Source organism: Marinobacter sp. SS8-8 (genome assembly GCF_030540945.1).
In the GTDB taxonomy this organism is placed as follows: Bacteria; Pseudomonadota; Gammaproteobacteria; order Pseudomonadales; family Oleiphilaceae; genus Marinobacter.
Genome location: NZ_JASSVN010000002.1, coordinates 322,486 through 335,963 on the forward strand (window position 1 = coordinate 322,486; position 13,478 = coordinate 335,963).

Here is a 13,478-nt window from a genome sequence, read left to right on the forward strand (position 1 = left end):
TTTTTCCAGCACTTTTAGCCGGTGTTGCGCATGCCCGCCGAGATGCCCGCCATCGTGACTTTCAGGGCACGCTCCACCAGCTCCGGCACCTCGCCCTTGCCTTCGCCCTCCCGGTCACGCCGGAGCAACTCGGCCTGCAGGTAATGCAAAGGGTCCGTGTAGGGATTACGCACCCGCATGGAGTGAGCGAACACTGGTTCACCTTCCAGCAAGTCGCTCTGCTCCTTGAGCTCCAGAAGCCGATGAATGCAGCCCTGAAGCCGCATTCTCAGGCTTTCCCCGAGGGCCTTGAGCTTGTCATCGTCCAGTAACGTCTGCTCATAATAGCTGGCGATGCGCAAATCTGCCTTGGCCAGCACCATCTCCAGCATATCCACATAGGTTCGAAAGAAAGGCCAGCCATGCATCATATCCCTGAGGACCGGGAGCCGGTTATCCCGAGCCGCCTCTTCCAGTGCCACATCACTGCCAAGCCAGCTGGGCAGCATCAGTCGCATCTGGGTCCAGGCGAAAATCCAGGGAATGGCCCGCAGGCTTTCCACGCCGCCGGTCGCCTTTCTTCGCGCCGGCCGGCTTCCGAGGGCCAGTTTTCCCAACGCCTGCTCCGGCGTTACCTGGCGAAAATAAGGCACAAAGTCCGGATTGTCGCGGACCAGGTCCCGATAAGCCTTCAGGGACCGCTCCGTGAGCCAGTCCATGGTTTCCCGCCAGTTGTCCTCCGGCTTCGGTGGCGGTGCCAGGGTCGCTTCAATGACCGCCGTGGTGTAGAGCGTCAGGCTCTGCACCGCCAGCCTGGGCAAACCGAACTTGAAACGGATCATTTCACCCTGCTCGGTAATCCGGAAACTGCCGTTTACCGAACCCGGCGGCTGGGACAGGATGGCCCGGTTGGCCGGGCCACCACCACGGCCCACGGTGCCGCCACGGCCGTGAAACAGGGTGAGGTGCACACCATACTGGCTTGCAACGTGGGTGAGCTTTTCCTGGGCCTGATACTGCGCCCAGGCGGCCATGAGCTGGCCGGCATCCTTGGAGGAGTCGGAATAACCAATCATGACTTCCTGGCGTCCCTGGCAGTACTCCCGATACCACTCCACCTCATACAGGGCGGCCATACTCTCAGGAGCACCACGCAGGTCGTCCAGGGTTTCAAACAGGGGCGCCACCCGCATCGGGTACTTCATTCCCGATTCCCGCAGCAGAAGAATGACGCTGAGCACATCGGAAGGCTTGCTGGCCATGGAAATCACATAGGAACCCAGAGCCTGCGGCGTTTGCTGGGCCACAACTTCACAGGTGGCAAGCACCTCCCCAACCGACTCCGAGGGTTCCCAGTTGCGGGGTACCAGTGGTCGCCGACCCTGGAGTTCCTGCACCAGAAACGACTGGCGCTTTTGTTCTGGCCAGGAAAGGTAATCTCCCAAACCAACATAATCCACCATTTCTGCAACGGCTTCGGCGTGACGGCTCGCTTCCTGGCGAATATCCAGCCGAATCAGTGGCAGGCCGAAGGTGTGGGCCCGGCGAATGGTGTCCAGCAGCGGGCCGTTGGCAATCGTCTCCAGGCCGCAATTAACCAGAGACCGGTAACAAAGCTCCAGGGGCCCGGTAAAGTCCTCGTTCTCGAACAGAATACCGGTGGCATCTGCCGGTTCACCGTTAATGCTCGCCTCGGCCCAGTCGCGGGTTTTAATCAGCCTGTCACGGAGTTCGGCGAGGACATGGCGATAGGGCTCCCGGGAATCACCGGCAACGGCCTTGAGTTCATCACTCGCCTGCCACATCGACAGCTCGGCTCTCAATGCCTGGATATCCCGCAGGTAAAGATCCGCCGCCATCCAGCGGCCCAGCAGGAAAACCTTGCGGGTCACTTTATGGGTGACGTTGGGATTGCCATCGCGGTCCCCCCCCATCCAGGACGCAATCCGGATAGGAGACGCCTGCAAGGGCAGCCCTCTACCCGTGGCCCCCTGCAACGAAGCGTCGAGACTTCTCAGAAACTGTGGTAACGCCTGCCAGAGGCTATTCTCGATCACCGCAAAACCCCACTTGGCTTCATCCACGGCCGTTGGCCGCTCATGGCGAATCTCGTCGGTATGCCAGGCTTCCGTAACCAGCTGGGACAGGCGGCTGGTAATTTCCTCCCTCTCCGCGGGCATCAGGTCGTCATGATCCAGCCTCGCCAGGCAATCCGACATTTCGTCGTATTTCATAATCAGTGTGCGGCGGGCCACTTCGGTGGGGTGAGCGGTCAGCACAAACTCGATCCGCAGATCGGCCACCCGCTGGTGGAGCTCCTCCGGGCTGACACCTCCGGTTTTCAGCCGATCAAAGACCTCACCCAGGGATTCAACCATCAGATCAGACTGACGCCCCTGTTTGCGCCTTATGCCATGGTGCTGCTCGGCCAGGTTGGCGAGGTTGAGAAACTGGTTGAAGGCCCGGGTGACCGGCAGGAGTTCGTCATCCCGCAGCTTACCCAGCAAGCTCACCAGCCGCTGGCCGGACCCGCTTTCCTGAAGGCGATCCGCTTTTGCGGCGGCCCGGATTTCCTCGATCAGCTCATAACAATCCTGCCCGGGGTGTCGTCGTATACTCTGGCCCAGCAGCTCGCCCAACATTCGCACGTTTTCTCGGAGATCGGGATGTAGCTCGGTCACATTGGCATCCTTTTGAATTGACGGAGGCAAAGTAAACTTACGATACTAAGGAACAGTCGAGAAAGTCTATTGGCAATTCAAGCCTGTAGCTGCAAGGAGTCATCATGAAGGTTACTGATCTGCCCAAACACTGGGAAACGCAAAAAATACCCGTGGAACGCACCCACGACTACAACCTGCGCCTGCCACTGGAAGATGCCGCACGAGTAGCCGCACTAGCCGAGCTTTACCCGGACCGTAGCGAGAGCGACATCCTGAACGACATGATTGGCGCGGCCCTGGACGATCTGGTTCGCCAGAGCCCTCTGAAAGACAAACTGGAAGGGAAGGAAAAGTAAGTAACGACGGGCAATGTGCTGCCCGTCAGGCTACTGATTCCAGCTGACGGGCCTTGATGCGCTGAATGTGCTTCTGGCTGAGGCTGACAAACTTCGGAGTCAGGCCCTGATCTTCGTAGATCTCAAAACCGTCCTCGTCATAAGCCACCACCCGGGTTCCCTGAACGTAGGGAAAACTGGTTTCCATCTCGTCCAGTGCCGCGGAAATCAGGTCCCGCATCAGGTCCTGGGGCGACTTCATTGGATAAAGCGCTGCGAGCTTTTCGAGGCGCTTGTGATGCTGGTCAGATAACGCCATGAAATAGGCGTCCCGGGTAAGCCGACCACGAGCATGCTTGTCCCAGTAGTTGACCAGATCTTTGATTTTCATGGTGCCTTCACTCCTGCATCTTATTCATGGCGCACGGCGCACAAAATCAGTGCCTCCGCTACCGGAAGTGTAGACGAAGCCGTCGGTCCGGGGGCGAGAAAATTGGTAACGGATTGTACTTACCGATCCGCCCTGTTCAGTCCTCTCTTCCTCCCCGCTCCACACCTTTGACCGCCTTCCAGACGGCATCCAGCGCCTCCAGTGATTCTTCGTCCATGTCGCGGCCCTCACGCTCAAGCACTTTTTCAATTGCCCGGAAGCGGGCAACGAACTTGTGGTTGGTCCGATTGAGAGCCTGCTCGGGATTAACCTTCATGAACCGTGCCAGGTTCACACAGACAAACAGGAGATCGCCCAGCTCATCCTCAACGGCGTCCGGATCACCAGCGCCGGTTTGCGCCGCTTCCCAGGCTTCCTTGAGCTCGTCAATTTCCTCATGGAGCTTGTCGAACACGGGGGCGATATCCGGCCAGTCAAAGCCGTGGCGCGCCGCCCGTTTCTGGAGCTTTTCAGCCCGGGCCATGGCCGGCAGGGTGCGGGCAATGCCATCAAGCCGGCTTTCCGGTGCGCCGGCATCCGGTGCCGGCTTCAGTGCCCGCTCCTCGGCCTTGATGCGCTCCCAGCTTTCCTTGATCCAGGCCTCATCCGGCCGGTTGTCCGGATCGATTCGACTGTCCAGGGTTCCTTCCGGAAAAACATGTGGATGCCGGCGCACCAGTTTCCGGACCAGGTGATGAACCACACCATCAAAATCGAAATGCCCGTCTTCCCGGCCAATCTGGGCGTAGAAGATCACCTGGAACAGCAGGTCACCCAATTCATCCTTCAGATGCGGGTAATCCTCGCGCTCAATCGCATCGGCGACTTCATAGGCCTCCTCAAGGGTATGAGGCACAATGGTCCTGTAGGTTTGCCGGGTATCCCATGGGCAACCTGTCTCCGGGTCCCGGAGCCGGGCCATGAGGGTTTTAAGGTCATCAATGGTGTAGCTCATCCGCGCTTACGCCTTACATCAATGATATTGGGCAGGTTCCGGATCTGCGCCAGCAATCGCGCCAGTTGTTCCAGACTGGAGATCTCCACGGTTACGGTCATTGTGGCCGTATTCTCGTCCTTGTTGCTTAGGGTGTTTAACGCAAGAACATCACTCCTGGACGAGGACAGCACCTGGGTGATGTCCCTCAACAGACCCGAGCGGTCATAGGCTTCGATCTCGATATCAACCGGATAGACCGCCGCCGGCCGGCCTCCCCAGCTCACCTCAATGATCCGGTTCGGCTCAAACTCACGCAGGTTCAGGAAAGTCAGGCAGTCCTGACGATGAACCGTCACGCCCCGACCTACCGTGATATAACCGCCAATCTCGTCACCTGGCAGGGGTTTGCAGCACTTTGCCACCTGAGTCTTGAGCTTGCCGACACCCACGATCTGAATGTCAGATTCGGTATCGTAGGGCTTGCGCCGCTGGGTGCTGAGCTTGAGGTCCAGTTGCTCGGATTTCGGCTCCAGCATCTGCTGGGCCACGTTGGCCACATGGGTCGGGCGCAGATCGCCGGCACCAGTGGCGGCAAACATGTCCTCCGCACTGTGGTAGTTAACTTTCTCTGCCAGCTCGCCGAGATCCACATCATAAAGCGACAGGCGCCTGAATTCGTCCTCAAGGATGGCCCGGCCATCAATGATATTGCGGCCACGATCCTGTTGCTTGAACCAGTGCGTTACCTTGGCCCGGGCCCGGGAGGTCTGGATGTAGCCGAGGCTTGTGTTCAGCCAGTCCCGGCTGGGGGCCGGGTTGTTGGAGGTCAGGATGAACACCTGATCCCCGGTTTTCAGCGGATAGGTCAGCGGCACAATACGGCTGTTGACCCGCGCTCCCCGGCAGGCGTGGCCTATCTCGGTATGAACCCGATAGGCGAAATCCACCGGGGTCGCACCCTGGGGCAGATCCACCACATGGCCCTCGGGCGTGAAGACGTACACCCGGTCCGATGTCACATCGGATTTCAGGTGGTCCGCCAGCCCGGACAGGTCACCAAGCTCTTCCTGCCATTCAAGAACCTGGCGCAGCCAGTTGATCTTGGCATCGTAGCCGGTGGACTTGTTGCTTTTGTCCGTGCCCTTGTACAACCAATGGGCACACACACCCAGTTCCGCCTCCTCGTGCATCTTGTGGGTACGGATCTGGACTTCCACGACCTTGCCTTCCGGCCCGATCACCGCCGTGTGCAGCGACTGGTAACCGTTTTCCTTGGGATTGGCAATATAGTCATCGAACTCGTTGGGGATATGACGCCACAGGGTATGAACGATCCCGAGCGCGGCATAGCAATCCCGCACTTCCGGCACCAGGATTCGGACAGCACGCACGTCGTACACCTGGGAAAAGTCGATACCCTTGCGCCGCATTTTCCGCCAGATGCTGTAGATATGCTTGGCCCGGCCCGAGAGTTCTCCCTCAATGCCGAACGCTTTGAGTTCTGTTTGCAGGGTCTCGAGCACCCGCCTGATGTAGCCCTCCCGATCAAGGCGCTTTTCATCAAGCAACCTGGCAATCTTTTTATAGGCGGACCCGTGCAGGTAGCGGAAGGACAGGTCCTCCAGCTCCCATTTGATGTGGCCTATGCCAAGACGGTGGGCAAGCGGAGCATAGATGTCGAACACTTCCCGGGCAACGCGCATGCGCTTCTCTTCGGTGCCATTCTTGACGGCCCGGATGGCGCAGGTCCGCTCCGCGAGCTTGATCAGGGCAACGCGCACGTCGTCGATCATGGTGACGAGCATCTTGCGAACGTTGTCCAGCTGGCCTTCACTCTGCCCCAGCACATTGCCCTTGAGCGGGTGATGAATGGAGGAAATCGCCGCCATTTGCTGAACGCCATTGATCAGGGCGGCGACCTCATCGCCAAATTCCTTGCGGATATCTGCAAGCGGAACCCGCTCCTCACGAACAGCTCGATACAGAATCGCGGCCACCAGGCTGGACTGGTCCAGATGCAGCTCCGCCAGCACCTGGGCCATTTCAATACCGATACGGAAACTGCTGGAGCCGGGCGCCCACAGGCGATCTTCCCGGAACGCCTGCAGATCAATCTCAGCCGCCTTTTCGCAGGCTCGCCGGAACTGGTCAACGTCGTCCAGATGTGTTTGCGAGGCAATCTGGCGCACCCAGCCCTCAATGTCTACCTGGCCGTCGCCGGTCATTGCGTAGTCTTCGCGAACTTTTACCATAACAGTCTTGTTGTTCCTGATGGTTCACGCAGCCATCCCTGACTGGCCACGACATCTTCAGCGGGAATCCCGTTCGAACAGTGCGATGGATTCCACATGGGTGGTGTGGGGAAACATGTCCATCACACCCGCGCGCACAAGACGATAGCCGTTGCCCACCATCACCCCCGCGTCCCGCGCCAGGGTGGCCGGATTGCAGGACACATAGACAATCCTCCGGGCCCCGAATGCCGTCAGGTACGTACAGATTTCCCCGGCACCGGAACGGGGCGGATCAATCAGGATCTTGTCGAACCCTTCCTTTGCCCAGCTTTGTCCCGTGAAATCCCCATGCAGATCGGCGCCATGAAAAGCGACATTATCCAGACCGTTTAGTTCCGCGTTTTCCCGGCCACGGGCGACCATGGTCTCATCGCCTTCCACGCCAACAACCTGCCCCCCCTTCCTGGCCAGCGGCAGGGTAAAGTTGCCAAGACCGCAGAACAGATCCAGCACCCGCTCCTCTGGCTGCACATCCAGCCACTCGACAGCCCTGTGTACCATCGCCCGGTTGATGCCTGCATTGACCTGGGTAAAGTCCATGGGATGAAATTTCATGGTCAGTTTGAATTCTTCCAGCCGGTAGCTCAGACGTTCGTCATCCCGGCCAGCAGATTCAGGCCAGATCCGGTGCACGGTATCCGGCCCCTTGGGTTGCAGGTAAATATGCAAATCGTGGGCCTGACCAAAGGCAATGAGTTTTTCCCGGTCACCCGCCGAGAGCTCATCCATGTTTCGGAAAACCATCACAGCCACATCATCACCACAGGCCACTTCCACCTGGGCAATCCGGTTGTAGGCGTCCAGGTCGTGGAGCATGTCGCGCAGTGGCAGCACCCGCTCTCCAATGCGCGGATCCAGCACTGCGCAGCGATCAATGTCGGTCAGGAAGCTGTTGCGCTTCTCCCGGAAACCCACCAGAACGGATTCCCGGGCCTTCACGTAACGGACCCCAAGGCGCGCCTTACGGCGATAACCCAGGCTGCTTTCCGAGCGCAGGGGTTCGATCCACTCTTCGGGTTCAATGCCCCCGAAGTGGGCAAAATGTTCACGCAGGGTATCTTCCTTGAACCGGATCTGGGCGTCGCCACTCATGTGCTGAAGGCTGCAGCCGCCGCACAGGTCGGCGAACTCGCAGGGCGGTGCCTGGCGCTCCGGCGCAGCTTCCAATACCTGTTCGACGCGCAGTTCATCAAATTTGCTGCGACTGGACACCACTTTGGCACTCACCGTCTCTCCGGGCAGGGCGCCATCCACAAACTGGATTTTGCCGTCCCGACGGGCGATCCCCCGGCCGTCGTGGCTCAGGGATTCAATGCCACAGCGCACAGGCTCTTTGGGAAGAGCCTTCCTGCGTCGTCTGCTCATATTCGGGTCTCTTGGTATAAACGGATTCAGGCGCCGGGAAACACGCCGGTCGACAGGTAGCGATCACCGCGATCACAGATAATGGCTACGATGATGGCGTTTTCAACCTGCTGTGACAGTTTCAGAGCGGCGGCAATGGACCCGCCCGAGGATACCCCGCAAAAGATACCCTCTTCGGAGGCCAGGGCCCGCATGGTGGTCTCGGCTTCTTCCTGCCCGATGTCCAGCACCTGGTCCACCCGGGTGGCATCGTAGATTTTTGGCAGGTAGGCCTCGGGCCAGCGCCGGATTCCGGGGATCGAGGCGCCCTCTTTCGGCTGCAGACCGATAATGCGGATATCAGGGTTGCGCTCCTTGAGATACCGGGAAACGCCCATGATGGTGCCAGTGGTGCCCATGGAGCTGACAAAGTGCGTGACACGCCCTTCGGTCTGCTCCCAGATTTCGGGTCCGGTCGTGCGGTAATGCGCCAGTGGATTATCCTGGTTACTGAACTGGTCCAGCACCTTGCCCCTGCCCTCGGCCTCCATCCTGAGGGCCAGGTCCCGGGCGGCTTCCATGCCCTCTTCTCTGGTAACCGTGACAATCTCCGCGCCATAGGCCCGCATGGAGGCCCGGCGCTCCTCACTCATGTTGGCCGGCATGATCAGTACCATACGATAGCCCTTGATCGCGGCCGCCATGGCAAGGGCTATGCCGGTATTGCCACTGGTCGCCTCAATCAGAGTATCACCCGGCTTGATTTCACCACGGCGCTCGGCCCCCTGGATCATACTGATGGCCGGGCGATCCTTTACCGATCCGGCGGGGTTGTTACCCTCCAGCTTGGCCAGAACGATGTTACTGGTCTCACCGGGGAGACGTTGCAGGCGAACCAGAGGAGTGCGCCCGACATAATCTTCAATGGTGGGAAAATGCATACGATAACCCTGTGGTACACTTTTGGCTTCGCATGATACGCGCTATTGCTCCGGTCTCCCAATACAGCTTCTTGCTATATCCATGACCGGTGGCTATATCCGCCACGGGATTTTCCGGTGCTGTCGGGACTGATACCACAGTTATCCGCGTCCGGATGATCTATTCTTAACATGGACGTTTTCCGTACGTGCGTGCGGAAAAAGGCAAATTCAGGAACACGGTATGCGACGTTGGGGCATTCGCAAGAAAGTTTTGGTGGTAACCCTGGTTCCCACCCTTCTGACCACCCTGATGCTGGGGCTGTTTTTCACTTACAGCTGGGTCAGCAATATTGAGAGTCTGCTCAGGGACCGGGGTGAATCTCTGTCACGCCAGTTGGCGGCAGGGTCGGAGTACGGTTTGTTTACCGCTAACCGGAGTCTGCTCAGCAGCCTCTCCAATGCCCTTCTCGAAGAACAGGATGTCCGCTCAATCACTTTCTTTGGCAGCGACGGCTCACAACTGCTGCATACCGGGCCTGGCAGTTCCGATACCGTGAAAAGCGAAGAGCTGACCGCCGAACATGCCACACGAATTTCCCGGGAGAACAGCACCCGCTTTATTACCCCCGTCTTCCTTCAGGACCTGATGATTGAGAGCATGATGGACCCGGATGCCCGCCAATCCGTGTCCGGACTGCGGGAGCCCCTGGGCTGGGTTGTCGTGGAGATGTCCCACGTCCGCACCGAAAAGGAGACCTACAAGGCTCTGCTGATCTCCCTGCTGCTGGTTCTGGGCGGCGTCATTCTCAGTATGGCGATTGCCCTGAGACTCAGCCGGGCCTTCACCAATCCGGTGTTTGAACTGAATGCAGCCGTTGCCAGGCTCAAGGAAGGAAAGCTGGACACCCGTATCCATACCGGCGCCGGCCCTGAATTCGAGCAGCTCGAATCCGGGCTCAATGCCATGGCTGAGGAGCTGAGCAAAGCCCAGGCCGAGATGCAACAGAATGTCGATCAGGCTACCGGAGACCTGCGTGAGACCCTGGAAACCATCGAGATCCAGAATATTGAACTGGACTTCGCACGGAAGGAGGCTCTGGAAGCCAGCCGGATCAAGTCGGAATTCCTGGCCAATATGTCCCATGAAATCCGCACCCCGCTCAATGGCATTATCGGCTTCACCGAACTGTTGCTGAAAGGCGCGCTGCCAAGACAGCAGAGGGACCACCTGAGCACCATCCGCAAGTCCTCTGAAATACTGCTCACCATCATCAATGACATTCTGGATTTCTCCAAGATCGAGGCCGGCAAACTGATACTCGACCGTGTACCCTTCCAGTTAAGGGACATTGTGGAAGATGTCATGGTCATGCTCGCGCCCGCGGCTCACGCCAAAAACCTGGACCTGGTGCCTCTGGTCTACAACGATGTGCCGGACAACATCATGGGCGATCCGTTGCGGGTCAAACAGGTCATCACCAACCTGGTCAATAATGCCATCAAGTTTACCCAGACGGGTGAAGTGGTGCTCCGCGCGAGCCTGGAAGAAGAAGAGAAAGACACCAATCGGGTCACCCTCCGCCTGAGCATTTCCGATTCCGGCGTGGGCCTTTCCCGGGCCCAGCAGCAATCCCTGTTCAATGCCTTCAGTCAGGCAGACGCGTCCACGGCCCGCCAGTATGGCGGTACCGGTCTGGGCCTTGCCATCTCCAAACGACTGGTGGAGGAGATGGGCGGCAAGATCGGCCTTGAGAGCGAACTGGGCAAGGGCTCAACCTTCTGGTTTACCCTGACTCCGGAGCTCGCCACCAGCGGCGAGGCCGTCGCACCAAGGGATGCCCTGAAAGGCGAGCGGGTTATCTATCTGGAGCAACAGCAGACCACGGGCCTGGCAGTAGAACACCTGTTACGGGACTGGGGCATGGTGGTTGACCGTGTGGAAACCCCCGGCGCCCTGCAGGAGCAGGTCAGGGAAGCCCAGAAAAGCCAGGCCGGTTATGCCGCAGCCATCATTGGCATTACCCGCCATCTGCTCAATTCCAGCCAGTACTGCGGGCTCGTGCGCACCCTGGAAATTGAACGGGATTGCCGGACCCTGCTACTGACACCAACACTCGAAAGCCATGACACCCCGCTCTCCGGGCTGGCCAGCAGCCACCTGACCAAACCGGTGTGCCGGGACGCCCTGTACGACGAGCTGTTGCTTCTGGTACATGGCATCCACTCGGCGGGACGCACTGCTGTGGAAGTTGAAACTGCCGGATATCCACTGTCCACTGGCAACGTGCCCAGGGTACTCGCCGTGGATGACAACGACGCCAACCTGAAACTGGTCCTTACCCTGCTTGAAGACTGCCAGCTCGAAGCCGAAGGGGCCTCCAGCGGATTTGAAGCCCTCAGCAAGGCCAGACAGAAACCCTTCGACCTGGTCTTCATGGACCTTCAGATGCCTGGCATGGATGGCGTGGAGACGACAGCCAGATTACGGGAGATGGATACCGGCAGCCACCGCACGCCGATCATTGCGCTCACAGCCCATGCCGACGAACAGCAAAGGCTGACCAGGCGGGGATTCGACGGCTACATGCCGAAACCCCTCAGCAGCACCCAGCTCACTGAAACCATTTACGAGTACACCGGCTATGTCTGCCCGAGCATGGCCGGCCCGGGGCGCCTCCGGATACCGGAAGTCCGGGACACCCGCCGCGCCCTACGCCCGTCAACGCGCCAGATGCAACAGGACTGTGTGAGTATTGATGAAAGCATTCAGTTGGCGGCCGGCAAAGCGGACCTGGCAGAAGAACTGTTCAGCATGCTGCTGGAACAGGTCCACGTTGATCTGGAGCGGGTATCGGAATTCTGGGTAAACCGGAGCATGGATGCACTGCTGGAATGTGTTCACAAGCTCCATGGCGCCACCCGCTACTGCGGTGTTCCGGAACTCCGGGCCGCAGCCAGCCGGCTGGAGACCGCCATCAAGTGCTCCGCACCCGATCTGGAACACCGCAAAGACCAGTTGCTTTCCGCCATGGAGCGCCTGCAGATCTGGAGCGAACAGACCGACTGGCAGCAGCGGTTTCGCGAACGGCACCAGGCGGCCGGAATCTCTTGATCAGGCCCGGCCCCGGGCCTGATCAAGAATGGCTTTCATATCGCGGACGGCCTCTTTCAAGCCGGTGAAGACGGCCCGGGCGATAATGGCATGGCCAATATTCAGTTCGTTGATGCCCTGAATAGCCGCCACCCGCTCGGTGTTTTGATAATGCAGGCCATGGCCGGCATTCACAGTCAGCCCCTTCTTGCGCGCGTAGGCGGCGGCATCGGCGAGGGTCCTGAAGGCGGCATCCTCGGCCTCGGCAGTGCCGGCTTCGGCATATTCGCCGGTATGCAGCTCCACTACCGGGGCACCACAGCGAACCGCGGCATCAATCTGCGCCGGATCCGGATCAATAAACAGTGACACCTCGGCGCCAATCCGGGCGAGGCGTTCACAGGCCTTCGCCACCCTGGATTCCTGGCCATCGACATCGAGACCGCCCTCGGTGGTCAGTTCTTCCCGTTTTTCAGGCACCAGACACACGCACTCCGGCCGCACCTGCTCGGCAAACGCCAGCATGACATCGGTAACGGCCATTTCGAGGTTCATCTTGCTCTGCAGTACCTCTTTCAGGAGCAGTACGTCCCGGTCCTGGATATGGCGCCGATCTTCCCTCGGATGGATGGTGATGCCATCGGCACCCGCCTCCTCGGCCACCAGCGCTGCCTGCACCGGGTCTGGATACCGGGTCCCCCTCGCCTGCCGGAGGGTGGCAACGTGATCAATATTGACGCCAAGCAAAACTCTAGGATTCATGTGATTCTCCCCGAAGGTGAGTGAAAAGGCTGCGACTGTTCAGGGGCCGCCCCTGCAGAAGGTAGTCGGTGAGCACACGCATAACCCGCTTGGACACCCGGCGGCAGGCGCCGGATTCGAAATCCTCCCGGGCCAGGGCCAATAACACGTCCCCCGGCAGATTTTGCAGGCGTACGCCGGACGAGACCCCGGACACAATGCCCTGTTCCGGATCATAACAATACTGCTGACCGGCCTCGATGGATTGCCCCGTATCGGTGGCAATATCCCAGGCAAAGTCGTAGCCCAGGGCAGAAGCAAACGCCAGTTCGAACCGACGCAGCACCGGCTCGACATCGGTTGTGCCGGAGAGGCGGCCGATGGCATCGATATAGGCTGCAAACAGGGTCGGGTGTGGATCAGAAGCCGGAAGAACCCGCTGCAGCAGCTCATTCAGATAAAGTCCACTGTACAGGGAAATCGTCCGGCTCAACGCCGGGCCACTGCGTACATCAAGCTGGGTAAGAGTTTTCAGGTCACCCCGACCGACCCAGTTCATAACCAGCGGCCGGAATGGCTGGAGCTGGGCTTTCAGGGGGCTTTTGGCGCTGTTGGCGCCCTTGGCGATCACGGTCATACGGCCGTGATTCAGGGTGAACACATCAACCATGAGGCTGGTTTCCCGCCATGGGCGGCGATGAAGGACATAGGCGGGCTCCTGCAACTCAGGCCCTGTCATAC

The 13,478-nt window shown here is 59.3% G+C and carries 10 protein-coding genes; 2 read left to right on the forward strand and 8 right to left on the reverse strand.

Annotated elements, in window-relative coordinates; translation table 11 throughout:
* Positions 1-14: 14 nt before the first annotated feature.
* Complete coding sequence (gene ppc / locus QPL96_RS03500) at positions 15-2,660, reverse strand: phosphoenolpyruvate carboxylase (protein WP_303285594.1); 2,646 nt, start codon at positions 2,658-2,660, stop codon at positions 15-17.
* Between the two features lie 104 nt (positions 2,661-2,764).
* On the opposite strand from ppc, the gene QPL96_RS03505 reads away from it, so the two are divergent.
* Positions 2,765-2,998 (forward strand): hypothetical protein, encoded by a 234-nt coding sequence (locus QPL96_RS03505; RefSeq protein WP_303285595.1) that lies wholly within the window; start codon positions 2,765-2,767, stop codon positions 2,996-2,998.
* 25 nt (positions 2,999-3,023) lie between these two features.
* Here QPL96_RS03505 and QPL96_RS03510 read toward each other — a convergent pair whose 3' ends face one another.
* The 5 genes from QPL96_RS03510 to cysM form a co-directional block, all read right to left on the reverse strand.
* Positions 3,024-3,368: a pilin assembly protein gene (locus QPL96_RS03510; RefSeq protein WP_303285596.1), complete on the reverse strand. Its 345-nt coding sequence runs from the start codon at positions 3,366-3,368 to the stop codon at positions 3,024-3,026.
* A gap of 136 nt (positions 3,369-3,504) precedes the next feature.
* Positions 3,505-4,362 carry a nucleoside triphosphate pyrophosphohydrolase gene (mazG, locus tag QPL96_RS03515; RefSeq protein ID WP_303285597.1) on the reverse strand — a complete coding sequence of 286 codons (858 nt, stop codon included), beginning with the start codon at positions 4,360-4,362 and terminating at the stop codon, positions 3,505-3,507.
* Entirely contained in the window at positions 4,359-6,596 is a 2,238-nt protein-coding gene (gene relA / locus QPL96_RS03520) for a GTP diphosphokinase (RefSeq protein WP_303285599.1), read from the reverse strand. The genes mazG and relA overlap by 4 nt, the downstream gene beginning before the upstream one ends.
* Before the next feature lie 57 nt (positions 6,597-6,653).
* Positions 6,654-8,003, reverse strand: a complete 1,350-nt coding sequence (gene rlmD, locus QPL96_RS03525; RefSeq protein ID WP_303285600.1) for a 23S rRNA (uracil(1939)-C(5))-methyltransferase RlmD — start codon at positions 8,001-8,003, stop codon at positions 6,654-6,656.
* A gap of 26 nt (positions 8,004-8,029) precedes the next feature.
* A complete protein-coding gene (gene cysM / locus QPL96_RS03530; RefSeq protein ID WP_303285601.1) occupies positions 8,030-8,923 on the reverse strand; it encodes a cysteine synthase CysM in 894 nt (297 codons plus the stop codon).
* 223 nt (positions 8,924-9,146) lie between these two features.
* Between cysM and QPL96_RS03535 the strand changes: the two genes are divergently transcribed.
* On the forward strand, positions 9,147-12,017 hold the full coding sequence (locus QPL96_RS03535) for an ATP-binding protein (RefSeq protein ID WP_303285602.1): 2,871 nt from the start codon (positions 9,147-9,149) through the stop codon (positions 12,015-12,017).
* Here QPL96_RS03535 and pdxJ read toward each other — a convergent pair whose 3' ends face one another.
* On the reverse strand, positions 12,018-12,758 hold the full coding sequence (gene pdxJ / locus QPL96_RS03540) for a pyridoxine 5'-phosphate synthase (protein ID WP_303285603.1): 741 nt from the start codon (positions 12,756-12,758) through the stop codon (positions 12,018-12,020). It lies immediately after the preceding gene.
* Positions 12,748-13,476 carry a DNA repair protein RecO gene (gene recO / locus QPL96_RS03545; protein WP_303285605.1) on the reverse strand — a complete coding sequence of 243 codons (729 nt, stop codon included), beginning with the start codon at positions 13,474-13,476 and terminating at the stop codon, positions 12,748-12,750. Before recO ends, pdxJ begins: the two co-directional genes overlap by 11 nt.
* Positions 13,477-13,478 lie beyond the last annotated feature (2 nt).

What these genes read in the sequence shown, in the direction of transcription:
- recO (WP_303285605.1), bottom strand. Translation starts at nt 13,476, where the DNA reads ATGACAGGGCCTGAGTTGCAGGAGCCCGCCTATGTCCTTCATCGCCGC.
- QPL96_RS03535 (WP_303285602.1), top strand. Translation starts at nt 9,147, where the DNA reads ATGCGACGTTGGGGCATTCGCAAGAAAGTTTTGGTGGTAACCCTGGTT.
- QPL96_RS03505 (WP_303285595.1), top strand. Translation starts at nt 2,765, where the DNA reads ATGAAGGTTACTGATCTGCCCAAACACTGGGAAACGCAAAAAATACCC.
- cysM (WP_303285601.1), bottom strand. Translation starts at nt 8,923, where the DNA reads ATGCATTTTCCCACCATTGAAGATTATGTCGGGCGCACTCCTCTGGTT.
- mazG (WP_303285597.1), bottom strand. Translation starts at nt 4,362, where the DNA reads ATGAGCTACACCATTGATGACCTTAAAACCCTCATGGCCCGGCTCCGG.
- pdxJ (WP_303285603.1), bottom strand. Translation starts at nt 12,758, where the DNA reads ATGAATCCTAGAGTTTTGCTTGGCGTCAATATTGATCACGTTGCCACC.
- rlmD (WP_303285600.1), bottom strand. Translation starts at nt 8,003, where the DNA reads ATGAGCAGACGACGCAGGAAGGCTCTTCCCAAAGAGCCTGTGCGCTGT.
- QPL96_RS03510 (WP_303285596.1), bottom strand. Translation starts at nt 3,368, where the DNA reads ATGAAAATCAAAGATCTGGTCAACTACTGGGACAAGCATGCTCGTGGT.
- relA (WP_303285599.1), bottom strand. Translation starts at nt 6,596, where the DNA reads ATGGTAAAAGTTCGCGAAGACTACGCAATGACCGGCGACGGCCAGGTA.